The following is a 22,951-nucleotide window of genomic DNA, read 5'->3' on the forward strand; positions in this document are numbered from 1 at the left end:
TTTCGGCCGCCCCGGCGCAGTAATGAGTGAGCCGACTGGTCATCGGCCGTCGCACAGAGCCGGGGTTCCCCCCGTACCTACGGCTCGTGCACCTGAGCGCGGGCGGGACACGTTCCCCCGGTCCCGCCCGCGCCCCAACTTCCTCTCCTCGCCGTCACCAGGACACGACGACCTTGTCGCCGTTGCGGACCTGCGCGTAGAGCTCCGCGATCGCCGGCTCGTCCCGGACGTTGACGCAGCCGTGCGAGCCGCCCGCGTAGCCCCGGGCGGCGAAGTCCGCCGAGAAGTGCACGGCCTGGCCGCCGCTGAAGAACATCGCGTAGGGCATGGGCGAGTCGTAGAGCGTCGAGACGTGGTCGCGGGACTTCCAGTAGACGGAGAAGACGCCCTCCCGGGTCGGCGTGCCCCGCGAGCCGAAGCGGACCGCCATCGTCGACAGGGTCCGGCCGTCGATCATCCAGCGCAGCGTCCTGCTGGTCTTGTCGATGCACAGCACCCGGCCGGTCCGGCAGCGCGCGTCCGGCGGGTCGGCCTGCTGGCCGCCCATCAGATAGAGGTCCCACCGGCCCGGCTCGCGCGTCATACGCACCAGCCGCTGCCAGGTGACGGCGTCGGTCTTCCCGGTGCGCGGCAGCCCGCGCTTGCCCTGGAAGCCGCTGACCGCGCGCTCCGTCTGTTCGCCGTACGTCCCGGTCGGCCCCTCGAAGAGCCAGGCGACCTGCCGCAGCCGGGCCTGGAGCTCCCGGACGTCCCGGCCGGTGTCACCGCGGGACCACAGCACACGGGGCGGGGCGGGTGCGGCACCCGGCTTGTCGTCGTCCGGTGCGGGCGCGGCGCTCGGCGCGCCGCCGCCGGCGGGCGTGCGGTCCGGGGCCGGGGTGTCGCCGGGCAGCTCGATGTGCACCGGCGAGCGGCGTTTCCCCTCGCGGTCGGGGGTCTGCACCGTGCAGCCGGTCAGCGCGGCCAGCACGGCGAGTCCCGCTACGAACGCTCTTCCCATGCCCGTGGTACGCACACGGCCCCCCGCTCGTCTCACCGGTGTGCCCGGATGTCACCTGAGATGTTCCCCGGACGTGACCGCTCGCGAACCAGGGGGCATGGTGGTGAGCGAGGTCACTGCTCTGCGGGAGGCACACCACCATGGCGCGTGAGTCGGAGTCCGGACTGCCCATCGAGCCGGTCTACGGGCCGCAGGCCCTCGAGGGCTGGGATCCGGCGGAGAAGCTGGGGGAGCCGGGGGCGTACCCGTACACCCGTGGCGTGTACCCGTCGATGTACACGGGCCGCCCCTGGACGATGCGCCAGTACGCGGGTTTCGGCACGGCGACGGAGTCCAACGCCCGCTACCGGCAGCTGATCGCCCATGGCACGACGGGCCTGTCGGTCGCCTTCGACCTGCCCACCCAGATGGGCCACGACTCGGATGCGCCGATCGCGCACGGCGAGGTCGGCAAGGTGGGCGTGGCGATCGACTCGATCGACGACATGCGGGTGCTGTTCGACGGGATCCCGCTGGAGAAGGTCTCGACGTCGATGACGATCAACGCCCCGGCCGCCCTGTTGCTGCTGCTGTACCAGCTGGTCGCCGAGGAGCAGGGGGTCGCTGCGGACCGGCTGACCGGCACGATCCAGAACGACGTGCTGAAGGAGTACATCGCCCGGGGCACCTACATCTTCCCGCCCAAGCCGTCGCTGCGGCTGATCGCGGACATCTTCCAGTACTGCCGGGCGGAGATGCCGAGGTGGAACACCATCTCCATCTCCGGCTACCACATGGCCGAGGCGGGGGCCTCGCCCGCGCAGGAGATCGCCTTCACCCTGGCCGACGGCATCGAGTACGTGCGCACCGCCGTCGCCGCGGGCATGGACGTCGACGATTTCGCGCCCCGTCTGTCGTTCTTCTTCGTGGCCCGCACCACCCTGCTGGAAGAGGTCGCCAAGTTCCGTGCCGCGCGGCGGATCTGGGCGCGGGTGATGCGCGAGGAGTTCGGCGCGCGCGACCCCAGGTCGCTGATGCTGCGCTTCCACACCCAGACCGCCGGGGTGCAGCTGACCGCCCAGCAGCCCGAGGTGAACCTGGTCCGGGTCGCCGTCCAGGGCCTGGCCGCGGTGCTGGGCGGCACACAGTCGCTGCACACCAACTCCTTCGACGAGGCCATCGCGCTGCCCACCGACAAGTCCGCCCGTCTCGCCCTGCGCACCCAGCAGGTCCTCGCCCACGAGACCGACGTGACCGCCACCGTCGACCCGTTCGCCGGGTCCTACGCCATCGAGAAGCTGACCGACGACGTCGAAGCGGCGGCCGTGGAGCTGATGGACAGGGTCGAGGAGATGGGCGGCGCGGTCGAGGCCATCGAACGCGGCTTCCAGAAGGACGAGATCGAGCGCAACGCCTACCGCATCGCCCAGGAGACCGACTCCGGCGAGCGGGTCGTGGTCGGGGTCAACCGCTTCCGGCTCGACGAGGAAGAGCCCTACGAGCCCCTGCGTGTGGACCCCGCCATCGAAGCCCGCCAGGCCGAACGCCTGGCCACCCTCCGGGCCGAACGCGACCAGCCGGCCGTCGACACGGCCCTCGCCGCGCTGGGGAAGGCCGCCCAGGGTGACGACAACGTCCTCTCCCCCATGAAGGAAGCGCTCCGGGCCAGGGCCACCGTCGGTGAGGTCTGCAACGCGCTGCGCGAGGTGTGGGGGCCGCACGTCCCGTCCGACGCCTTCTGAGCGACGGCCGGGGTGGGGATGTCGGACCTGCGTGCGACACTCAGTCCCATGTTCGGTGTCATCGATCTGCCCACCTATCTGGCGGGCCTCGTCCTGATCATTCTGCTGCCCGGCCCCAACTCGCTGTACGTGCTGTCCGTGGCGGCCCGCCGCGGTGTGCGCGCCGGGTACACCGCGTCCGCCGGAGTCTGGTGCGGGGACGCGGTGTTGATGACGCTGTCCGCGGCCGGGGTCGCCTCGCTGCTCCAGGCGAACGCCGTGCTGTTCGCCGTCGTCAAGTACGCGGGGGCCGGATATCTGACCTGGCTGGCCATCGGCATGCTGCGGGCCGCGTGGGGCATGTGGCGCACCCGCGGGGAGCGGACCGCCGGGGGTGAGGCGCCCGCGCCCGCCGAGGAGCGGCCCTTCCGCCGTGCCTTCGTCGTCAGCCTGTTCAACCCCAAGGCGATCCTCTTCTTCGTCGCCTTCTTCGTGCAGTTCGTGGATCCGCACTACGCATATCCGGCCCTGTCCTTCGTCGTGCTCGGCGCCCTCGCCCAGTTCGCCAGCGTGCTCTACCTCAGCGCGCTGATATTCGGCGGCACCAGGCTGGCCGCGGCCTTCCGCCGCCGCCGGCGGCTGTCGGCCGGGGCGACCTCGGCGGCGGGCGCGCTGTTCCTGGGGTTCGCGGTGAAGCTGTCGCTGGCGAGTTCTTAGCCGGCGGCGCCGGTCCCGGCCGAAGCGGGCCAGGTCGTGCCGGCCGCGGAAGGCTCAGGGCCGTTTCGCGCGGGCCCGTCGTACGGCCCGGGTGACCACGGGCGGCAGCAGGTCTTTGGCGAGCCGCCGGGCCCGGGACGGGGCGGGACGGGCCGGGCGCGCCGCCCGCGTCTCGGTGACCGTGGGGGCGGCCGCCGGTGCGGGCGCCGGCTCCTCGTAGTGCCGTGAGGGCGGGAAGGCCGGCGGCTTCATGCCCCGGGAGCGGGTCCGGATCAGCCGGTGTCCGGCCGCCTCCTGCACGCTCAGCCCGACGTCCGAGCGCTGCCCCAGCATCTCCAGCAGTTCCTCCTGGAGCGGCTCGGGGTCGCCCCAGGTGGCGTACATCTTCTGCGTGCTGAGGCAGACCGGGCGCAGACCGCGGTTGAGGACGGCCTCCCAGGCGGCGACCGAGACACCCGGGGTGTGCTCGGAGCGGAAGTCGTCGAGGACCACGACCCCCTCGGGCAGCAGGATGTCGTGGGCCGCGCCGATGTCGCCGTACACGTGCTCGTACAGGTGCGAGGCGTCGATGTGGATGAAGCGGCAGCTGTCCGGGGCCACCTTCTCGTCCACCAGGGAGCTGGGGCCGGTGATCACCGTCGGCAGGGTGTCGTGGAAGGAGAGGTAGTTCCGCTCGAAGGCCTGCTGGGTGAGCGAGGCGTACGACTTCGACGACTCCGCCTTGTTGGCCTCGTCCGGGGCGTCGCCCTCGAAGAGGTCGCAGACGGTGAACCGTTCGCCGTCCTGGAGGTGGTGACCGAGGAGGATCGCGCTCTTGCCCATGTAGACGCCGAGTTCGAGCAGGTCACCCCTTATGCCGGCCTTCTGCTGCTGCTCGAGGAACCAGGTGAACAGCATCTGGTCCAGCGGCGGGAACCAGCCGGGGACGTCGGCGAGTTCGCCGGGGTGCTTGTCGGTTGCCTGTGCGTTGGTCATGAGACGAGCCTTCTCTCTGAGCCTTGCCCGAACCGACGGCCGGTTGAACGTCCCGTGAACAGGGTCAGCGGGTCTTCGCCAGCGCCGTCCGCAGCCGGGGCGTCAGCGACTTCTCCACATATTTGTGCAGCAACCACGCCAGCAGGAGCATTGACGCCACCGTGAGCGCGAACGTCACCCCCGAGGGCAGCCCCACAGAGCGGTGCAGGGCATGGATCACCACCCAGCCGAGATGCTCGTGGACCAGGTAGAACGGGTACGTCAGCGCGCCCGCGACGGTCAGCCACCGCCAGTTCACCCGGCCCAGCAGACCCAGCGCGATCGCGGCGACCGCCACGAAACCGAACGTGACGACGGCGATGATCCCGAACGAGGAGCGGTAGGAGAAGGCCTCCGGGTCCGGGGCGTGCCACAGCCCCCGCACCGCGTAGTGCTGGCCGATCAGCCAGCTGACGGCCACGATGCCCCACCCGTGGACGTCCCGCCGGTCGCGGTGCACGAGGTAGAGGCCGACACCGCCGATGAAGAAGGGCGCGTACTCGGGCATCAGGACGATGTCGAGCAGCGGCATGTTCGCGTTCTCCGCGATCACCGCGGCCAGCATCCAGCCCGCGCAGAACATGATCACCCGGCGGCGGTTCGCCCCGGGCAGCACGACGCACAGGGCGAACAGGGCGTAGAAGCGGACCTCCGCCCACAGGGTCCAGCACACCCCGAGCACCCGGTCGACGCCCAGGGGCATCTGGAGCATCGTCAGGTTCACCAGGGCGTCGCTCGGCGACACGGCCTGGTAGGCGACCACCGGCAGCGCGAAGACGGCGGTCACCAGCAGGACGGCCGCCCAGTAGGCGGGCAGCAGCCGGGACGCGCGGGAGGCGAAGAACGACGTCAGAGGACGGCCCCAGCCGCTCATGCAGATCACGAAACCGCTGATCACGAAGAAGACCTGGACGCCGAGGCAGCCGTAGGCGAACAGCGGGTGCAGGGTGGGGAACTGCTCCTGAGGTGAGGTGCCCCAGGCCTGGGAGACCTCACCGCCGCGTCCGCCGTAGTGGTACAGCGCCACCATCAGCGCGGCCACCAGCCGCAGTCCGTCGAGGGCGCGCAGCCGCCCGCCGGAGTCCTTCGCGCGCCGTGGGACGGTCGTGGCCCCCGGTGGTTCGACCAGCACGGCGACGCCGGGCCGGGGCTTGCGGGTGCTGACGACCGTCTCGGTCACGCTGGAAACCTCTGTGTGGCTCGTATGTCCCTTGCCTGACCCGCCTGTGGGCGGGCGCCTGTCACCCTAGGACGGCAGTTGACGGAAATGCGTTCGACGGCGACAGGCTTCGCCTGGCTGTCCCCATGGGTTCATCTGGATGTCGCCGGGGGCGGCGGACGGGCCGGACCGGCTCAGCGGCGGACCGCCTTGCGCAGGGCCCGGGCCCGCCTGACCACCCGGCGTGCCGTGGAGTTGCGCGGCAGGAACGCCAGCCGCTGCGGAATGCCCCCGGGCAGTCCGAGCGCGGTGAGGCGGCGCTTCTTGAAGTAGCGCCGGGTGCGCTGGCCGAGGTGCCGGGCGAGGAACCGCTCGGCCTGCGGGCGCAGCTCCGGGTAGATCTGCGGCTGCATGGTGAACCCGAGGGCCGTGAGGAGGCCGGACAGCAGCTCGGCCGGCAGGACGTCGCCGTCCGTTGCGCTCTCCAGGCCGGGCAGCAGCGCGTCCGCCAGCGTGGCCGGGACCCGGTTGCTGTTCTGGTACGGCGTCAGCCGCTCCAGCAGCAGCTCGGTGCCGATGCGGGCGACCGGCAGGTCGTAGAACGCCGACGCGGTGAACAGGGCGGTCGAGAAGCAGCCGACGACCAGGGCGGGCCGGGCGCGGTCGAACAGCACCTCGGCGAGCACGGGCGTGTCCAGCACGGTGAGGTCCACGCCGAGCTTGTCGGCCTCGGTCTCCAGGGCGCGGCTGTAGCGGGCCGGTGCGGTCGGGTGGGGCTTGAAGACGACCGTGCGGTGGCCGCGGGCGACGGCGCCCCGCATCATCCGCACGTGCAGGTCCTCCTCCTCCTCGGGGGAGAGGATGTTCAGCGCGGAGAGGTACTGGCCGAGCAGCAGCGCCGAGTCGCCGGGCACGTCCGGCAGGTCGGGCACGGTCTCGGTGACCTCGCCGAGCACCTTCAGAAACGCGGGCGTCGGCACCAGGTGCGCCGGCACGCCGAACTCGGTGAGCAGCATCGGCGTGAGCCCCGGCACCAGATCGAGGTGCAGCAGCCGCCGCACGCGCGTGCCGACCAGCGGGTCGAGCTTGTTGCGGGTGGGGCCGTAGCTCATCAGCCCGTCGGCGTACACGTCGACGGGGGCGTCGGTGAACAGCTGGGCCACCGTCAGCGCGGGCGCCACCTGGATGGACTCCAGCACCAGGCTCACCCGGTCGTCGCCGAGGTTCCACAGCATCCGCAGATAGCGCTCGAAGAGCGGGACGTCGTCGGCGCGCGGCGTCCACGCCCCGGGGTGGAAGGGGCGGATCGCCTCGTTCCAGGACAGCACCTCGTCGAAGTGCTCGCGCAGCGGCGCGAAACCCGGCATCTCGTCGAGGGCCGGGGTGGTCTCCGGCGTCGCGGAGTTGTTGAACACCAGCAGGATCCGGCGGTCCGGCTCGTCGAAGAGGCCGGAGTCGATCGCGGCGGCCAGGGTGGCGACGCCGTAGAGCGTCGAGGCGCAGAAGATCTGAGTGGTCCCGGGCATCAGGCGGCCGCTCCCGTCGTGGTGACCCGGCGCCGCAGCCGCCGCAGCTTGGACGATCGGTCCATGTCCATGGCCTCCAGTGCGTCACCGAGCGCGTCCTGCGGCATGCGCTTGATGGCCGCCGCGCTCATCGACCGCAGCTGCCTGGCCACGGCCGGTTCGAACCTGTCTTCGTTGGAGAGGTGGTGGGCGATGATCGCGCAGTAGGTCCGCACCGCCTTCGGCAGCAGCCGGTCGGCGTCGCGGTCCGCGGCCGTCTCCTCGATCACCTGGTCGAAGGCCCGGATGAAGTCGAGCTGGCGGACGTCGCCGATCTGCGTCAGGGACGAGGCCACCCCGCGCCGGTAGAACACGCCCAGCAGGCTCACCACGGCGAACGACTCCGCCTCGCGGTGCAGCTTCCAGATCCACGGCCGGTCCTCGGCCGTGCGCAGCCCGTCGGTGAAGTGCAGCAGGCCCCGGTCGACCAGGCGGCGGTGGTAGGCGCCGGCCCAGGCGTAGGCGTAGTCCACCGAGGTCGAGCGGTGGGCGGGCAGGATCGCCTCGCGCGGGCTGAACACCTCCCAGCGCCGGCCGATCGGCACCCTGCTCACGGAACGGGCCCGGGCGGTGGCCTGCACATGGTCGGTGCGTACGAAGTCGCACCCCAGGTCGTCCATCGCGGACACCAGTTCGGCGAAGTAGCCGGGGGCCAGCCAGTCGTCGCCGTCCAGGAACGTCAGGTACTCGCCCTGCGCCGCGTCCAGGCCGGTGTTGCGGGCGGTGGCGAGCCCACCGTTCTTCTCGTGGCGGATGTACCGCACCTGGGCGACATCCGAAAGGTCCTCGGCCGCTCGTTCGAGAATGGCCGGGGTTTCGTCCTTCGAATGGTCGTCGACCAGGATGAACTCGAAATCGCGGTCGGTGTTCAAGCGAAGGCTTCTGAGGGTGTCCGGGGCATATTGCTGCACGTTGTAGAACGGCACGATCACGGAAAGCTTAGGCACCCGCAAAACGTTAGGAGGCCGCCCGGCAGCGGAACTTTCCGATGGAGGTACACCGGGTGAACTCAATGTGTCAGAACGGTGCACCACGTGTACTTCCGGCCCTCCAGCAGGCCAGTTCGGCTCTCGGTGGGCTGTTGTTAACTTTTCGTTGAGTCGCGGTTCCGCCATACCTCGGATTTGCTTCCTAGCGTCTTCGACGTGCCAGCAAGTACACCGAAGCGCCCGCGAATCGCGGTCCTCGCGGACAGCGACACCCGATGGAAATGGGGTGCGCTGACAGCGGACCGGATCGCCCCGGGACCGTCCATGGAAGCCGCACCGCGCGAGGGCGCGCAAATCGGCCCCCTCCTCGACGGATTCCTGCTGCGCGGCCGGGCCACGCCCACCCCGCGCCAGCTTCAGGAAGTGGGCGTGCGCGCCGACTCGCTGCGGGAGGTCACCGCCGCCGAGTTCCTGCGCGCCATGGCCGAGGAGACCTACGACGTCCTCGTCCTGTCCCTCGTCGGCGGCGCCGTGCAGGCGATGCTGCACGGTCTGGCACGCGTCTGGGAGCACCGCACCTCGCGGCCCGTCGTCGTCACCGGCTACGTCGGTGTCGTCTACGAGAAGCTCGCCGACGGCCTGCTGCTGCGGCACGGCGCGGACCTGGTCCTCGCCAACTCCCGCCAGGACGCGGACCGCTTCCGGGCCGTCTACGAAGGGGTCGGCGCCGACGCCTCCGCGGTGACCGAGGTGGCCCTGCCGTTCCTCGGCGGAGCGCCGTACGAAGGTGAACACGACCCGTCTGCGAAGCAAGGGCGCAGGCCCTACACGGTGGTGTTCGCCGCCCAGCCCTCCGTCCCGGACAGCCGCAAGGACCGTACGTACCTGCTGAACCGGCTCGTGCGGCACGCCCGCCGGCACCCCGAGCGCGAGGTGCTGCTGAAGCTGCGCTCCAAGCCCGGCGAACACACCACCCACATCGAGGAGCTGCCCTACCAGAAGCTGGTGCAGCGCCTCGATCCGCCCGCCAACTTCCGCCTGGTCTACGGCAACATGGGCGAGGTCCTGGACCGGACCGACCTGCTCGTCACGGTCAGCTCCACGGCCGCCCTGGAGTCGCTGCACCGCCGGATCCCGACCGTCGTGCTGAGCGACCTCGGCATCCGCGAGTCCCTCGGCAACCACCACTTCGTGGGCTCCGGCTGCCTCGCCTCCTGGGACCAGCTCGACGCCGGGCACCGGCCCACACCCGACGAGGAGTGGGTCTCCCGGCAGGGCGTCGCGGCGGACGGCAGCTACGACTCCGCCTTCGACGCGGCGCGTAAGCGCATCGCCGAGCTGCTCGGCCGGCCCGGCGGCCTGCCCCCGCTGACCCCGTACTACACCCCCGTCACCGCGCCCGGCTATCTGCCCGGGATCCTCGCCCGCCACCACCTCGGCCCGGACGGCACCCCGCTGCCCGGCGCCCCCGCTGCCGACAAGGAGCCCGGACCGGTCCGGCAGATCGTGCGCCGGGCGGCGCGCGGCGCCTACCGGCACGGCGTCCAGCGCGTGGCGCCCGTCATCCGGCGGATGGGCGAGCTGTGAGCCGCCCCGAGCCCCCTGCCCAAGGAGTAGACATCATGTCCCGACCGGAAGCGGGCCAAGGCGCCTCGATGCGCCGCGTGCTCGCGGTGATCCCCGCCCGCGGCGGCTCCAAGGGCGTCCCCGCGAAGAACCTCCTCCCCGTCGGCGGCGTCCCGCTGGTGGCACGCGCGGTCCGTGAGTGCCGGGCCGCCCGGCTGGTGACCGACGTCGTGGTCTCCACCGACGACCAGGCCATAGCGGCCGCCGCCCGTGAGGCCGGCGCCGAGGTCGTCCTGCGGCCCGCCGCCATCGCCGGCGACACCGCCACCTCCGAGGCCGCCGTCCTGCACGCCGTCGACGCGCACGAGGCCCTGCACGGCGCGGTCGTGGACGTGGTCCTGCTCGTGCAGTGCACCAGCCCGTTCATCGTCCGCGAGGACATCGACGGGGTCGCCGGCGCGATCGTCGAGAACGGCGCCGACACGGCGGTGACGGTGGCCCCCTTCCACGGGTTCATCTGGCGCGACGCCGAGTCCGCCGAGGACGTCGTCGCGGCAGGCTCCGTCGCGGAGCACGCCGCGTCCGGCGGCGGCCACGGCGTCAACCACGACAAGTCCTTCCGGCCCCGCCGCCAGGACCGCCCGCAGGACCTGCTGGAGACCGGCGCGGCCTACGCCATGGAGGCCTCCGGCTTCCGCAAGCACCAGCACCGCTTCTTCGGCCGCACCGAGCTGGTCCGCACCGACCCCGCGCGCGTGCTGGAGATCGACGACCCGCACGACCTCGCCCGCGCCCGGGCCCTCGCGCCGCTGTTCGACGCGGCCCGGCCCGGCGCGCTCCCGACCGCCGACGACATCGACGCGGTCGTCCTCGACTTCGACGGCACCCAGACCGACGACCGGGTGCTCGTCGACTCCGACGGACGGGAGTTCGTCTCCGTGCACCGCGGGGACGGACTCGGCATCGCGGCCCTCCGCAGGAGCGGCCTGAAGATGCTGATCCTGTCCACGGAACAGAACCCTGTGGTCGCCGCCCGGGCCCGGAAGCTCAAGCTCCCGGTGCTGCACGGCATCGACCGCAAGGACCTCGCGCTGAAGCAGTGGTGCGAGGAGCAGGGCATCGCGCCGGAGCGCGTGCTCTACGTCGGCAACGACGTCAATGACCTCCCGTGCTTCGCCCTCGTCGGCTGGCCCGTGGCGGTCGCGAGCGCCCACGACGTCGTGCGCGGCGCCGCACGCGCGGTCACCACCGTCCCCGGCGGCGACGGCGCGATCCGAGAGATCGCCAGCTGGATCCTCGGCCCCTCTCTCGATTCCCTCACCAAGTAAGGACATCTCTGCCATGAGCACCAACTCCCGTATCCGCCGCTTCGGTTCGCGCGAGGTCGGCCCGGGCCGTCCGGTCTACGTCTGCGGTGAGATCGGCATCAACCACAACGGCGAGCTCGAGAACGCCTTCAAGCTGATCGACGCCGCCGCCGAGGCCGGCTGCGACGCCGTCAAGTTCCAGAAGCGCACCCCGGAGATCTGCACCCCGCGCGACCAGTGGGACATCGAGCGCGACACCCCCTGGGGCCGGATGACCTACATCGACTACCGCCACCGCGTGGAGTTCGGCGAGGACGAGTACCGCGCCATCGACGACTACTGCACGTCGAAGAACATCGACTGGTTCGCCTCCCCGTGGGACACCGAGGCCGTCGCCTTCCTGGAGAAGTTCGACGTCCCCGCCCACAAGGTGGCCTCCGCCTCCCTCACGGACGACGAGCTGCTGCGCGCCCTGCGCTCCACCGGCCGCGCCGTGATCCTCTCCACCGGCATGTCGACGCCGAAGCAGATCCGCCACGCGGTCGAGGTCCTCGGCTCCGACAACATCCTGATGTGCCACGCCACGTCGACCTACCCGGCCAAGGCCGAGGAGCTCAACCTGCGCGTCATCCACACCCTCCAGCAGGAGTTCCCGAACGTCCCGATCGGCTACTCCGGCCACGAGACCGGCCTGCAGACCACCCTCGCCGCGGTCGCGCTCGGCGCCACCTTCGTCGAGCGCCACATCACCCTCGACCGCGCCATGTGGGGCTCGGACCAGGCCGCGTCCGTGGAGCCGCAGGGCCTGACGCGCCTCGTCCGCGACATCCGCACCATCGAGGCCTCCCTCGGTGACGGCGTCAAGAAGGTCTACGAGTCCGAGCTCGGCCCGATGAAGAAGCTGCGCCGCGTCAGCGGTGTGGTCGCCGAGGCGGAGATCGCCGACGCGGCGGGCGAGCCGGTAGGCGTCTGATCCCCCACCCCCACAACCCCCCTCACCTCGGGACGGTCGTACGTCGATGAGCCCCCGCGCCGGGAACGCCGGCCCCCACACTCTCGCCTTCGTCGAGAGCCCGGTACAGCTGCTGAACGTGCTGGAGTGGGCGCACGCGCACGCGCCCGGCGTGGGGCTCACCCTCGTGGTGCTGTCACCCCGCGACCCGATGACGCGCGGCCAGCTGCGGCGGATGTCCGACCTGGCCCGCGACGAGGGGCACCAGGTGCGCTGGGAGGAAGCGCGCGGCGGGCCGCTGGCGCCCTTCCGGACCATCGGCGGCCTGTCCGGCCTGCTCCACAAGGCACGCCGGGTCGTGCTGGGGGACCCCTTCTCCCGCTACGTCCAGCTGCTGCTGACCATCACCCACGCCCGTGACCTGGTCGTCGTCGACGACGGCACGGCGACGATGGAGTTCGTCGGGCAGCTGGCCCGGGGCGAACGCCTGGTGCGCTGGCACCGCAAGGGCGGCCGCCCCGGCCCGCGGGACGTGATCTTCGCGCCGGTGTCGGCGTCGGCGCGCCGCCGGCTGACCCCCGGCGAGCGCCGCCAGATCGAGATCTTCTCCTCCATGCCGATGGAGGAGACCCCGGCGGGCGTGACCGTGCGCGCCCACACCTTCGCCTGGACCCGGACGCGCTTCGGCCCGCCCCGCATCACCAAGGGCGCGGACATGGTGGGCACGTCCCTGGTGGAGACCGGGGTCGTGGACGACGGCCGCTATCTGGAGGCCGTCCACGCCCTGGCCGCGGCCCACGGCGCCACCCGCTACTTCGCCCACCGCCGCGAGAGCACGGACAAGCTCCGCCGCCTCGCGGCCGCGACGGGCCTGGAGATCGTCCGCCCCGAACTCCCCCTCGAACTGATCGCCCGCCGCGGCCCCATCGGCCGCACGGTCCTCAGCTTCCCGTCCACGGTCGTCCACACCCTCCCGCTCGCCCTGTCCGGCACGGAGGTCCGCGTCGCCGTCTGCGACATCGACCCCGCCTGGCTCACCGAGGACGCCTCCCCGCGGGCCCAGGGCTTCCTGGCCGGGGTCACGGGCACGGCCCGGGACGTCCAGAGGCTCTCCCCGACGGCTCCGGCGACCGCCCCGGACCCGGTGAACCCGAGGAGCCCGACCGACCCGGCGCCCTTCACCGCCACGCCGCCTTCCGCGGGCCTGGTCGGCCCGGCGGCGTCGTGACGCGCCCCGCTCACACCTCCCGCGGCACCGGCCCGGGCCTGCGTGCCAGCAGGAACGCGCGCGGCAGTCTCTCCCCGGGGCCGGGCTCGCGCAGGACGCGGGCGTGGAGCTCCAGGCCGGCCTCCGCGAGATGCGCGGCGACCGTGTCCGGGGTGCGCCAGTAGTAGTCGAGCGCGATCTCCCGCCCGTAGCGCTCGGTCAGGCGCTGGTGCCCGTCCTCGTCCCCGGACTGGAAGCCGAGCAGCACGGGCGCCCCCGGCAGCAGGGCACGGCGGAACTCGGCGAAGGCGGCCGGCAGATGATCGTCCGGCACATGGATGATCGAGTAGAGCGCGACGATGCCGCCGAGCGTCTCGTCCGGCAGGTCCAGCTCGGTCATGGAACCGACGTGGAAGCGCAGGCCCGGGTGCGCCCGGCGGGCCAGGGCCACCATGCGGGGCGACGCGTCGACCCCGAACACCGGCAGCCCGGCCTCGTGCAGCCGGGCCGTCACGTACCCGGGCCCGCTGCCGACGTCCGCGACTGGCGGATTTCCCGGCAGCCCGGGCTCCCGGACCAGCTCCACGAAGGCCGTCAGCAGCGCCCGCTCCAGCGGTCTGCCGGCCAGGCTGTCGGGGTGCTCGGCGGTGTAGGCCTCGGCGATGGCGTCGTACGAGGCCTGCGTGGACTGGAGGAACTCGGGAGCGCGCACGGGGCGCAGACTAGCGGGGCGCCCGTCCGGCAGATGAACACGCCCGTGTTCGCCGCGCAGGGCGTGGTATCCGTGGAGAGGATGGATGGATACCGAAGTCGTGACGCGCATGTGGGTGACGTCACACTCCGGGGGGTGGGTGGGCCTGCCCGGCCCAAAAGGCTGGCCAGTTTACCCATCTCACTTGATAGCTATGCGTCCGGCGGTCATATTTTCTTCCCCTTTCGGGTTGAAGTTTTGTTGATCCAGGGTCGGTCGACCGCCTCGGCGCCCTACCCTTCAGAGGGTGAAGCCACTGATGTCACTGGAGTCCGAGGTCGACCTTCCCGGAGGAGCCGTACTTCCCGGTGCGCTGCCCGACGCTCTGCGGGCGGAGCTCATCGCGTTCCGGCGCGACATGCACATGCACCCGGAGCTCGGCAACCAGGAGTTCCGCACCACCGCCGCGATCAAGGAGCGGCTGAAGCGGGCCGGCCTCAAGCCGCGCGTCCTCGCCGTGGGGACCGGACTCGTCTGTGACATCGGCGTCGAGGGCGACCAGTGGGACGGAGGCCCCAGCATGCTCGCCCTGCGGGCCGACATCGACGGCCTGCCCATCCCGGACACCAAGACGGACTGCCCCTACCGCTCCACCGTGCCCGACCGCGCGCACGCCTGCGGTCACGACGTGCACACCACCGTCGTCCTCGGCGCCGGGCTGGTCCTCGCCGAGCTGCACCGGCGGGGCGCGCTGCCCCGCCCGGTCCGGCTGATCTTCCAGCCCGCCGAGGAGGTGCTGCCCGGCGGCGCCGCCGACGTCATCAAGTGCGGGGCGCTGGAAGGCGTGGGCGCGATCATCGCCGTGCACTGCGACCCCCGGGTGGACGCGGGCAAGATCGGTCTGCGCGAGGGCCCCATCACCTCCGCCTGCGACCGGCTGGAGATCGGCCTCGATGGCCCCGGCGGCCACACCGCCCGCCCCCACCTCACGACCGACCTGGTCACCGCCGCCGCCCGCGTCGTCACCGACGTCCCCGCGCTGGTCGGCCGGCGCTTCGACAGCCGCAGCGGACTGGCCATCACCTGGGGCCGCGTCGAGTCGGGCCACGCCCCGAACGTGATCCCCCAGCACGCCGAGCTCTCCGGCACCGTGCGCTGCCTCGACCTGGAGGCGTGGCGGCAGGCTCCCGACGTCGTCGTCGCGGCCATCGACGAGATCGCCAACCTCTACCGCGCCAAGTCGGAGATCAACTACGTGCGCGGCGTCCCGCCCGTGGTCAACGAGCCCGGCGTCACCGAACTGCTCCGCGAGGCCATGATCGCCCGCCGCGGCGTCGACTCCGTCGAGGGCACCGAGCAGAGCCTCGGCGGCGAGGACTTCTCCTGGTACCTCGAACACGTCCCCGGCGCCATGGCCCGCCTCGGCGTCCGCACCCCCGGCGAACGCCAGATCCGCGACCTCCACCAGGGCGACTTCGACGTCGACGAATCGGCCATCACGGTAGGAGTGGAACTCTTCACAGCAGCAGCCCTGGTAAACGGCCTCCGCTAGCCACCAGAGCCCCTCCTCGGGGGGCGGGTCACGCCCTTCAGGGGCGCGGGGAACTGCGCGACAAGCCACGACGGCGCCGCACGTGCACTTGGGGGCGCGGGGAACTGCGCGAACAGCCACGACGGCGCCGCACGTGCACTTCGGGGGGCGCGGGGAACTGCGCGAACGACCACGACGGCGCCGCACGGATCTCAGGGGCGCGGGGAACGGCGCGATCAGCCACGACGGCGCCGCACGTGCACTTGGGGGCGCGGGGAACTGCGCGAACGACCACGACGGCGCCGCACCAGGCAGACAACCCACGCCCCGCCCCACCCCACGTACCCCACCCGGCCCAACACCCACCCCCCACCAACGCCTCCGGTTGCGCGCACCGCACCCCCACGGCAGCCTGGTGCGCGTCACGAGGTAGGCACACGCCGTGTCCCCGACTACACCTTTCGACCCCGTTCGATCCCGTGGTTCACAAGGGCGTAACCGGCCATCGGCACGAATGGATAACGGCCCCGCGGCGAACCGTTCCCAGGAGTGTCTACGCGCGTTAATGTGCGCCGAACCGAGCACCCATCGCGGGGCTTTGGAGAATGGGGAACTTCAGATGCGTCGGATTTCAAAACTGACCCGTGTCGCGGTGGGGGTCGCGTCGCTCGGGCTCATCGCCACGGCCTGCGGCGGCACCAGCAGTGACAGCGGCGACAGCGGCAGCAACGACAAGGGCCTCGCCATCGCGTACGACGTCGGCGGCAAGGGCGACCAGTCCTTCAACGACGCCGCCTACGCCGGCCTGACGAAGGCCAGGGACGAGTTCGGCTACAAGACGGCCGACATCGAGCCCACCGAGGGCGAGACGGACGCCGACAAGGAGCAGCGCCTGGCGTCGCTGGCCAAGCAGGGCTACAACCCGGTCATCGGTGTCGGCTTCGCCTACGGTCCGGCGATGAAGGCCGTTGCCGCCAAGTACCCGAAGACCACCTTCGGCATCGTGGACTCGGTCGTCGAGGGCAAGAACGTCGCCTCCCTCGTCTTCGCCGAGGAGCAGGCGTCGTACCTCGCCGGTGTCGCCGCCGCCAAGGCCACCAAGACCGACGTCGTCGGCTTCGTCGGCGGTGTCGACGTCCCGCTGATCCACAAGTTCGAGGCCGGCTACAAGCAGGGCGTGCAGGACACCGACTCCAAGGTGAAGGTCCTGTCGCAGTACCTGACGCAGACGGCCGAGGAGGGCGGCTTCTCCAGCCCCGACAAGGGCAAGGCCGCCGCCGAGGGCCAGATCGAGAAGAAGGCCGACGTGCTCTACGCGGCCGCCGGTCTGTCCGGCCAGGGTGTCATCGAGGCCGCGGCCAAGGCGAAGGTCTGGGCCATCGGCGTCGACTCCGACCAGTACAAGCAGGCCGCCCTGGCCCCGTACAAGAACTACATCCTGACCTCCGCGCTCAAGGACGTCGGCGGAGCGGTCTACGCACTGGCCAAGTCGGTCAACGACGACAAGCCGCTGACCGGCGTCCAGACGTTCGACCTGAAGGTCAACGGCGTGGGCCTGTCGGAGTCCAACCCGGAGTTCGCGAAGATCGCGGGTCTCCAGGACGCCGTGAACAAGGCCAAGCAGGAGATCATCGACGGCAAGATCAAGGTCAACACCGAGTGATCCGACCGGTCTGACCAGCCGAAGCGGGCGGGCACCCCCTGGGTGCCCGCCCGCTTCGCGCGTTCGGACGGATCCCCCCACCCCCTCCGGAACGGATCCCCCAACCTCCTCCGGACCGGATCACCCAGCGCCACCCCCCGTTTGCGGTCGGCAACCCCCCGGCCAAGACCCGGTGATGGCTTGGCCACGGGCGCATAACAAGGTGGACAGAAGGGGTTTTCAGGCAGGTCTACGCGCGTTAATCTGCGGCGAAGCCAGCGCTGAAGCTGAACCGTCCCGGCGCTGTGCACCTCGGTTGTACGACAGGAGCACCCACACATGCGCCGGATTTCCCGGATCACGGTCGCAGGCGCAGCGACCGCCTCTCTGGCCCTCGCGCTCTCCGCCTGCGGCGGCACCTCCACCTCCGCCGGGTCCTCGGACTCGAAGGGCGACAAGGGCCTCGCCATCGCCTACGACGTCGGCGGCAAGGGCGACCAGTCCTTCAACGACGCCGCGTACGCGGGCCTGGAGCAGGCGAAGAAGGAGTTCGGGTACCAGACGGCCGACGTGGAGCCCACCGAGGGCGAGACGGACGCCGACAAGGAGCAGCGCCTGGTCTCCCTGGCCAAGCAGGGGCACAACCCGGTCATCGGTGTCGGTTACGCGTACGCCGCGGCCGTCAAGGGTGCCGCGGAGAAGTTCCCGGACACCACCTTCGGCATCGTCGACGACGCCACGATCAACACCAAGAACGTGGCCGACCTGGTCTTCAACGAGGAGCAGGCCTCCTACCTGGCCGGTGTCGCCGCCGCCAAGACCTCCAAGTCGAAGGTCGTCGGCTTCGTCGGCGGTGTGGACATCCCGCTGATCCACAAGTTCCAGGCGGGCTTCGCGCAGGGTGTCAAGGACACCGACCCGAAGGTCAAGGTGCTCTCGCAGTACCTCACCCAGACGGCCGAGGAGGGCGGCTTCGCCAGCCCCGACAAGGGCAAGACGGCCGCCGAGGGTCAGATCGAGAAGAAGGCCGACGTGGTCTACGCGGCCGCCGGCCTGTCCGGTCAGGGTGTCATCGAGGCCGCGGCCACCCAGAAGGTGTGGGCCATCGGTGTCGACTCCGACCAGTACCAGCAGGAAGCCCTCGCCAAGTACAAGGACTCCATCCTGACCTCGGCGATGAAGGACGTCGCCAAGGCGGTGTACAACCTGGCGAAGTCGGTCGAGGACGGCAAGCCCGAGACCGGTATCGTTCGTGGCGATCTGAAGACCGGCGAGGTGAGCCTGTCGAACTCCAACCCGAAGTTCGCGGACGACGCCGAGCTCCAGGCAGCCATCAAGACGGCCAAGGAGAAGATCATCAGCGGCGAGATCAAGGTCAAGAGCAGCTGACGAGCGACTGCCTCGAAGCAGGCGGTAACCCCCGGGGTTGCCTCCGCTCGACGGGGTACGGGGAGCCGCTCCTCGTGCCCCGTTGCCGCGGGGCGTCGGCCCCTTTGTATGCCGTAGGGGCGCTACGCGCGTAGACGGCCCCCGTCCCCAGGAGAGTGCGCCATCAACGCGTCCAGCAGCCCTCCGGCCGGAGCGGCGGTCAACGAATCGGTGACCGCCGTCGAGCTCGCCGGGATCACCAAGCGTTTCCCCGGTGTCGTGGCCAACCATGACATCCACCTCAGCGTCCGCAAGGGCACCGTGCACGCCCTCGTCGGCGAGAACGGCGCCGGCAAGTCCACGCTGATGAAGATCCTCTACGGCATGCAGAAGCCGGACGAGGGCACCATCGCCGTGGGCGGCGAGCAGGTCGCCTTCTCGTCGCCGGCCGACGCCATCGTCCGCGGCATCGGCATGGTCCACCAGCACTTCATGCTCGCCGACAACCTCACGGTCCTCGAGAACGTGGTCCTCGGCAGCGAGAAGCTCTACGGCATCGGCGCCAGGGCCCGCCGCAAGATCAAGGAGCTCTCCGAGCGCTACGGCCTCGGCGTCAAGCCCGACCTCCTCGTCGAGGAGCTCGGCGTCGCCGCCCGCCAGCGCGTGGAGATCCTCAAGGTCCTCTACCGCGGCGCCACCACCCTCATCCTCGACGAGCCGACCGCCGTGCTCGTGCCGCAGGAGGTGGACGCGCTCTTCGCCAACCTGCGCGAACTGCGCGCCGAGGGCCTGTCGGTCATCTTCATCTCGCACAAGCTCGGCGAGGTGCTCTCCGTCGCCGACGAGATCACCGTCATCCGCCGCGGCACCACCGTCGGCACGGCCGTCCCCGCCGAGACGACGCCCCGTCAGCTCGCCGAGATGATGGTCGGCAGCGAGCTGCCCACGCCCGAGACGGCCGAGTCCACGGTCACCGACCGCCCGGTCATCACCGTCGACCGGGTGCGCCTGGCGGCCCCCGGCGGCAAGGCACTCCTCGACGACATCAGCTTCACCATCCACGCCGGCGAGGTCCTCGGCATCGCCGGCGTCGAGGGCAACGGCCAGACCGAACTGGTCGACGCGCTCATCGGCCTGCGGTCCGCCGACAGCGGCACCATCCGGCTCGCCGACGAGGAGATCACCGCCTGGCCCACCCGCCGGCGCCGCGAGCAGGGCATCGGCTACATCCCCGAGGACCGGCACCGCCACGGCCTCCTCCTGGAGGCACCCCTCTGGGAGAACCGCATCCTCGGCCACGTCACCGAGAAGCCCTTCGCCAAGGGCGTCTGGCTGGACCCGAAGGCGGCCCAGGAGGACACCCGCCGGATCGTCACGGAGTACGACGTCCGGACCCCCGGCATCGACGTCACCGCCGCGTCCCTGTCCGGCGGCAACCAGCAGAAGCTGATCGTCGGCCGCGAGATGAGCCACAAGCCCCGCTTCCTCATCGCCGCGCACCCGACCCGGGGTGTGGACGTCGGCGCCCAGGCCGCCATCTGGGACCACATCCGCGAGGCGCGCCGCGAAGGCCTCGCCGTGCTGCTGATCTCCGCCGACCTGGACGAGCTGATCGGCCTGTCCGACACGCTGCGCGTGATCTACAACGGCAAGCTGGTCGCGGACGCCGACCCGGCCACCATCACCCCCGAGGAGCTCGGCTCGGCCATGACCGGTGCCGCCACCGGGCACCTCGCGCACGACGACACCCCCGAGATCTCGAAGGCCGACGCCCCCGAGTCTCCGGAAGACGAGGCCCGCTGATGAAGAAGTTCGACAAGGAGCGCGTGCTCCTCGCGGTGGCCGGACCGGTCATCGCGCTGGCCGTGGCCTTCGTCCTGAGCGCGATCGTGCTGCTCGCCTCGGGCAAGAGCCCCATCGAGCCGTTCGTCCTGATGTTCGAGCAGCTGGGCTTCTCCGACATCCAGGTCCTGATCATCAACCAGGCCTCGATGTACTACATCGCGGCCCTCGCGGTGGCCATCGGCTTCCGGATGAACCTGTTCAACATCGGTGTCGACGGCCAGTACCAGCTCGGCGCCATGATGGCCGCCGTCGTCGGCGCCCACGTGAACCTGCCGGCCGCCCTCCAGGTCCCGCTGCTGCTCCTGACCGCCGTCCTCACCGGCGCCTTCTGGGCCGGCATCGCCGGTGTCCTCAAGGTCACCCGCGGCGTCAGCGAGGTCGTCGCCACGATCATGCTCAACGCGATCGCGACCTCCGTGATCGCCTACCTGTGGCTGCCGGACGTCTTCGGCGTGAAGGTCGGCAACAACAACACCACCGGCGAGATGTACGAGTCCGGCTGGATCCCCGGGATCAGCCTGGGCGACGCCGGTGAGATCTACGGCCTGGTGCTGCTCGCCGTCCTGCTCGGCATCGGCTACTGGATCGTCCTCAACCGCACCCGCTTCGGCTTCGACCTGCGCGCCTCCGGCGCCTCGCAGAGCGCCGCCGCGGCCAGCGGCGTCGACCCCAAGCGCATGGTGCTCAGCGCCATGCTGATCTCCGGCGGCATCGCGGGCCTCGCCGGCCTGCCGATCCTGCTCGGCGACACCCACACCTACAGCCTGAACTTCCCCACCGGCATCGGCTTCCTCGGCATCGGCATCGCCCTGCTCGGCCGCAACAGCCCCGTCGGCATCGCCTTCGCCGCCCTGCTGTGGGCCTGGCTCGACAAGGCCTCGCCCGAGCTGGACTTCCACGGCTACGACAAGGAGATCGCGGTCATCATGCAGGGCCTGATCGTCCTCTCGGTCGTCGTCTCCTACGAGGCCGTCCGCGAATGGGGTCTGCGCCGCCAGCAGCGTCGCGTCGGCGCCGAACTCGCCGCCGGACACGTCCTCGGCGCTCAGAACACGAAGGAGGTGGCTGGCCGATGACCACCGCGACCGACGTCAACCAGCCCACGCTGCAGCCCGCGGCGCCGACCGGCCGCCGCCTGTCGTGGCCCGTCCTGCTGCTCGTCATCGCCGGAGGCCTGGCGCTCACCTCGATCGTCCGCCTCATCACCGGCGCCGACGGCATCACCAACGTCAGCCAGATGTCCACCGCGCTCCAGCTCGCCGTGCCGATCGGCCTCGCCGGTCTCGGCGGCCTGTGGGCCGAGCGCGCGGGCGTGGTCAACATCGGCCTCGAGGGCATGATGATCCTCGGCACCTGGTTCGGCGCCTGGGCCGGCTTCCAGTGGGGCCCCTGGACCGGTGTCCTGGTCGGCATCCTCGGCGGTGCGATCGGCGGTCTGCTGCACGCCTTCGTGACCGTCACCTTCAACGTCAACCACATCGTCTCCGGTGTGGCCATCAACATCCTCGCCCTCGGCGCCACCCGCTACCTCGCGCCCCTCGCCTTCGAGGGCCACACCGGCGGCTCCGCCAAGCAGTCCCCGGCGGTCGACTCCCTCGGCCACTTCACCGTGCCGGGACTGTCCGACGCCCTGCGCGACCTGAACAACCAGGGCTGGTTCTTCGTCTCCGACATCGCGGGCCTGCTCGGCGGCCTCGTCACCAATGTGTCCTGGCTGACCCTGATCGCCATCGCGCTGGTCCCCGGAACCTGGTGGATCCTGTGGCGCACCGCGTTCGGCCTGCGCCTGCGCTCCTGCGGCGAGAACCCGGTCGCCGCCGAGTCCCTCGGCGTCAACGTCTACAAGTACAAGTACATCGCCGTCGTCATCTCCGGCGGACTGGCCGGCCTCGGCGGTGTCTTCCTGTCCATCGTGGCCAACCCCTTCTATCTGGAGGGCCAGGTCAGCGGCCGTGGCTTCATCGGCCTCGCGGCGATGATCTTCGGCAACTGGATGCCGGGCGGCCTCGCCCTCGGCGCGGGCCTGTTCGGCTACACCGACAGCCTCAACCTGCGCGGCGGCTCCGCCAACGTGCACGCCCTGCTGCTGCTCGGCGCCCTGCTGCTGATCATCGGCGCCATCTGGCTGGTCGTCCGCAAGAGGTACACCCCGGCGATCATCACCGCGGTCGTCGCCGCCCTGGTGTTCGCCTGGTACGCCTCCACCGACGAGGTCCCGAACCAGGTCGTCTCCGCCACGCCGTACGTCATCACCCTGGTGGTCCTCGCCATGTCGGCCCAGCGGCTGCGCATGCCCAAGGCGGACGGCCTGCCGTACCGGAAGGGGCAGGGCAAGTGACCGGCACCGGCCCGGCCGTCGACTGGGAGAAGCTGCGCGCGGTGGCCCGGGACGCCATGTCCCGGGCGTACGCCCCCTACTCCGGCTACCCGGTCGGAGTGGCGGCCCTCGTCGACGACGGCCGGATCATCTCCGGCTGCAACGTCGAGAACGCCTCGTACGGCCTCGGCCTGTGCGCCGAGTGCGGCCTGGTGTCCGAGCTGCACAACACCGGCGGCGGCCGGCTGACGCACTTCACCTGCGTCGACCGCGACGGCGACACGCTCGTCCCGTGCGGGCGCTGCCGCCAGCTGCTCCACGAGTTCGGCGGCCCGGAGCTCCTGCTGGAGACCCCCGCGGGGATCCTGCCGCTCTCGGAGATGCTGCCCCAGGCCTTCGGCCCGGAATACCTCAGCAAGTAACCACCGTGCGGCCCCTCTG

At 71.1% G+C, this 22,951-nt stretch carries 19 protein-coding genes; 13 read left to right on the top strand and 6 right to left on the bottom strand.

The features are described 5' to 3' along the window. Positions 1–154: 154 nt before the first annotated feature. Complete coding sequence (locus tag IGS69_RS21860; RefSeq protein ID WP_190902229.1) at positions 155–1,000, bottom strand: L,D-transpeptidase family protein; 846 nt, start codon at positions 998–1,000, stop codon at positions 155–157. 140 nt (positions 1,001–1,140) lie between these two features. Here IGS69_RS21860 and IGS69_RS21865 point away from each other — a divergent pair, with 140 nt between their 5' ends. Both IGS69_RS21865 and leuE read left to right on the top strand, forming a co-directional pair. Next, entirely contained in the window at positions 1,141–2,721 is a 1,581-nt protein-coding gene (locus tag IGS69_RS21865; RefSeq protein ID WP_190902230.1) for an acyl-CoA mutase large subunit family protein, read from the top strand. A 48-nt stretch (positions 2,722–2,769) separates the two neighbouring features. Further along, positions 2,770–3,417, top strand: a complete 648-nt coding sequence (gene leuE / locus IGS69_RS21870) for a leucine efflux protein LeuE (RefSeq protein WP_190902231.1) — start codon at positions 2,770–2,772, stop codon at positions 3,415–3,417. A gap of 54 nt (positions 3,418–3,471) precedes the next feature. On the opposite strand, the gene IGS69_RS21875 is transcribed toward leuE, so the two are convergent. From IGS69_RS21875 to IGS69_RS21890, 4 genes are all read right to left on the bottom strand, one after another. Beyond that, positions 3,472–4,392 carry a class I SAM-dependent methyltransferase gene (locus tag IGS69_RS21875; RefSeq protein ID WP_190902232.1) on the bottom strand — a complete coding sequence of 307 codons (921 nt, stop codon included), beginning with the start codon at positions 4,390–4,392 and terminating at the stop codon, positions 3,472–3,474. A 64-nt stretch (positions 4,393–4,456) separates the two neighbouring features. Continuing rightward, the gene (locus IGS69_RS21880) at positions 4,457–5,611 is read right to left on the bottom strand and encodes an acyltransferase family protein (RefSeq protein ID WP_190902233.1); all 1,155 of its coding nucleotides are present in this window, start codon (positions 5,609–5,611) and stop codon (positions 4,457–4,459) included. A 173-nt stretch (positions 5,612–5,784) separates the two neighbouring features. Continuing rightward, positions 5,785–7,116: an alpha-2,8-polysialyltransferase family protein gene (locus tag IGS69_RS21885; RefSeq protein ID WP_190902234.1), complete on the bottom strand. Its 1,332-nt coding sequence runs from the start codon at positions 7,114–7,116 to the stop codon at positions 5,785–5,787. After that, complete coding sequence (locus IGS69_RS21890) at positions 7,116–8,102, bottom strand: glycosyltransferase family 2 protein (RefSeq protein WP_190902235.1); 987 nt, start codon at positions 8,100–8,102, stop codon at positions 7,116–7,118. The genes IGS69_RS21885 and IGS69_RS21890 overlap by 1 nt, the downstream gene beginning before the upstream one ends. Positions 8,103–8,300: 198 nt before the next feature. Between IGS69_RS21890 and IGS69_RS21895 the strand changes: the two genes are divergently transcribed. From IGS69_RS21895 to IGS69_RS21910, 4 genes are read left to right on the top strand one after another with little or no spacing between them, the layout of a single operon-like run. After that, complete coding sequence (locus tag IGS69_RS21895; RefSeq protein ID WP_190902236.1) at positions 8,301–9,671, top strand: DUF6716 putative glycosyltransferase; 1,371 nt, start codon at positions 8,301–8,303, stop codon at positions 9,669–9,671. 35 nt (positions 9,672–9,706) lie between these two features. Then, positions 9,707–10,978, top strand: coding sequence for an N-acylneuraminate cytidylyltransferase (locus IGS69_RS21900; protein WP_190902237.1), 1,272 nt, complete (start codon positions 9,707–9,709; stop codon positions 10,976–10,978). 13 nt (positions 10,979–10,991) lie between these two features. Continuing rightward, positions 10,992–11,930, top strand: coding sequence for an N-acetylneuraminate synthase family protein (locus IGS69_RS21905; RefSeq protein WP_190902238.1), 939 nt, complete (start codon positions 10,992–10,994; stop codon positions 11,928–11,930). 46 nt (positions 11,931–11,976) lie between these two features. Then, entirely contained in the window at positions 11,977–13,137 is a 1,161-nt protein-coding gene (locus IGS69_RS21910) for a hypothetical protein (RefSeq protein ID WP_232543608.1), read from the top strand. Between the two features lie 10 nt (positions 13,138–13,147). On the opposite strand, the gene IGS69_RS21915 is transcribed toward IGS69_RS21910, so the two are convergent. Continuing rightward, complete coding sequence (locus tag IGS69_RS21915) at positions 13,148–13,837, bottom strand: class I SAM-dependent DNA methyltransferase (protein WP_385863348.1); 690 nt, start codon at positions 13,835–13,837, stop codon at positions 13,148–13,150. Between the two features lie 289 nt (positions 13,838–14,126). Between IGS69_RS21915 and IGS69_RS21920 the strand changes: the two genes are divergently transcribed. The 7 genes from IGS69_RS21920 (at position 14,127) to IGS69_RS21950 (ending at position 22,932) form a co-directional block, all read left to right on the top strand. Beyond that, positions 14,127–15,359, top strand: a complete 1,233-nt coding sequence (locus tag IGS69_RS21920) for a M20 family metallopeptidase (RefSeq protein WP_190904594.1) — start codon at positions 14,127–14,129, stop codon at positions 15,357–15,359. Positions 15,360–15,957: 598 nt separating this feature from the next. Then, entirely contained in the window at positions 15,958–17,001 is a 1,044-nt protein-coding gene (locus IGS69_RS21925; RefSeq protein ID WP_190902240.1) for a BMP family lipoprotein, read from the top strand. 318 nt (positions 17,002–17,319) lie between these two features. After that, positions 17,320–18,369, top strand: a complete 1,050-nt coding sequence (locus IGS69_RS21930) for a BMP family lipoprotein (protein WP_190902241.1) — start codon at positions 17,320–17,322, stop codon at positions 18,367–18,369. A gap of 210 nt (positions 18,370–18,579) precedes the next feature. Then, positions 18,580–20,151 carry an ABC transporter ATP-binding protein gene (locus IGS69_RS21935; RefSeq protein WP_190902242.1) on the top strand — a complete coding sequence of 524 codons (1,572 nt, stop codon included), beginning with the start codon at positions 18,580–18,582 and terminating at the stop codon, positions 20,149–20,151. Further along, complete coding sequence (locus tag IGS69_RS21940; protein ID WP_190902243.1) at positions 20,151–21,269, top strand: ABC transporter permease; 1,119 nt, start codon at positions 20,151–20,153, stop codon at positions 21,267–21,269. Before IGS69_RS21935 ends, IGS69_RS21940 begins: the two co-directional genes overlap by 1 nt. After that, positions 21,266–22,531, top strand: a complete 1,266-nt coding sequence (locus tag IGS69_RS21945) for an ABC transporter permease (protein WP_190902244.1) — start codon at positions 21,266–21,268, stop codon at positions 22,529–22,531. Before IGS69_RS21940 ends, IGS69_RS21945 begins: the two co-directional genes overlap by 4 nt. Then, the gene (locus tag IGS69_RS21950) at positions 22,528–22,932 is read left to right on the top strand and encodes a cytidine deaminase (RefSeq protein WP_190902245.1); all 405 of its coding nucleotides are present in this window, start codon (positions 22,528–22,530) and stop codon (positions 22,930–22,932) included. Before IGS69_RS21945 ends, IGS69_RS21950 begins: the two co-directional genes overlap by 4 nt. Positions 22,933–22,951: the final 19 nt, after the last annotated feature.

It is taken from the genome of Streptomyces tuirus (assembly GCF_014701095.1).
In the GTDB taxonomy this organism is placed as follows: Bacteria; Actinomycetota; Actinomycetes; order Streptomycetales; family Streptomycetaceae; genus Streptomyces; species Streptomyces tuirus.

What these genes read in the sequence shown, in the direction of transcription:
- IGS69_RS21925 (WP_190902240.1), top strand. Translation starts at nt 15,958, where the DNA reads ATGCGTCGGATTTCAAAACTGACCCGTGTCGCGGTGGGGGTCGCGTCG.
- IGS69_RS21905 (WP_190902238.1), top strand. Translation starts at nt 10,992, where the DNA reads ATGAGCACCAACTCCCGTATCCGCCGCTTCGGTTCGCGCGAGGTCGGC.
- IGS69_RS21910 (WP_232543608.1), top strand. Translation starts at nt 11,977, where the DNA reads ATGAGCCCCCGCGCCGGGAACGCCGGCCCCCACACTCTCGCCTTCGTC.
- IGS69_RS21865 (WP_190902230.1), top strand. Translation starts at nt 1,141, where the DNA reads ATGGCGCGTGAGTCGGAGTCCGGACTGCCCATCGAGCCGGTCTACGGG.
- IGS69_RS21860 (WP_190902229.1), bottom strand. Translation starts at nt 1,000, where the DNA reads ATGGGAAGAGCGTTCGTAGCGGGACTCGCCGTGCTGGCCGCGCTGACC.
- leuE (WP_190902231.1), top strand. Translation starts at nt 2,770, where the DNA reads ATGTTCGGTGTCATCGATCTGCCCACCTATCTGGCGGGCCTCGTCCTG.
- IGS69_RS21945 (WP_190902244.1), top strand. Translation starts at nt 21,266, where the DNA reads ATGACCACCGCGACCGACGTCAACCAGCCCACGCTGCAGCCCGCGGCG.
- IGS69_RS21875 (WP_190902232.1), bottom strand. Translation starts at nt 4,392, where the DNA reads ATGACCAACGCACAGGCAACCGACAAGCACCCCGGCGAACTCGCCGAC.
- IGS69_RS21900 (WP_190902237.1), top strand. Translation starts at nt 9,707, where the DNA reads ATGTCCCGACCGGAAGCGGGCCAAGGCGCCTCGATGCGCCGCGTGCTC.
- IGS69_RS21940 (WP_190902243.1), top strand. Translation starts at nt 20,151, where the DNA reads ATGAAGAAGTTCGACAAGGAGCGCGTGCTCCTCGCGGTGGCCGGACCG.
- IGS69_RS21885 (WP_190902234.1), bottom strand. Translation starts at nt 7,116, where the DNA reads ATGCCCGGGACCACTCAGATCTTCTGCGCCTCGACGCTCTACGGCGTC.
- IGS69_RS21930 (WP_190902241.1), top strand. Translation starts at nt 17,320, where the DNA reads ATGCGCCGGATTTCCCGGATCACGGTCGCAGGCGCAGCGACCGCCTCT.
- IGS69_RS21920 (WP_190904594.1), top strand. Translation starts at nt 14,127, where the DNA reads ATGTCACTGGAGTCCGAGGTCGACCTTCCCGGAGGAGCCGTACTTCCC.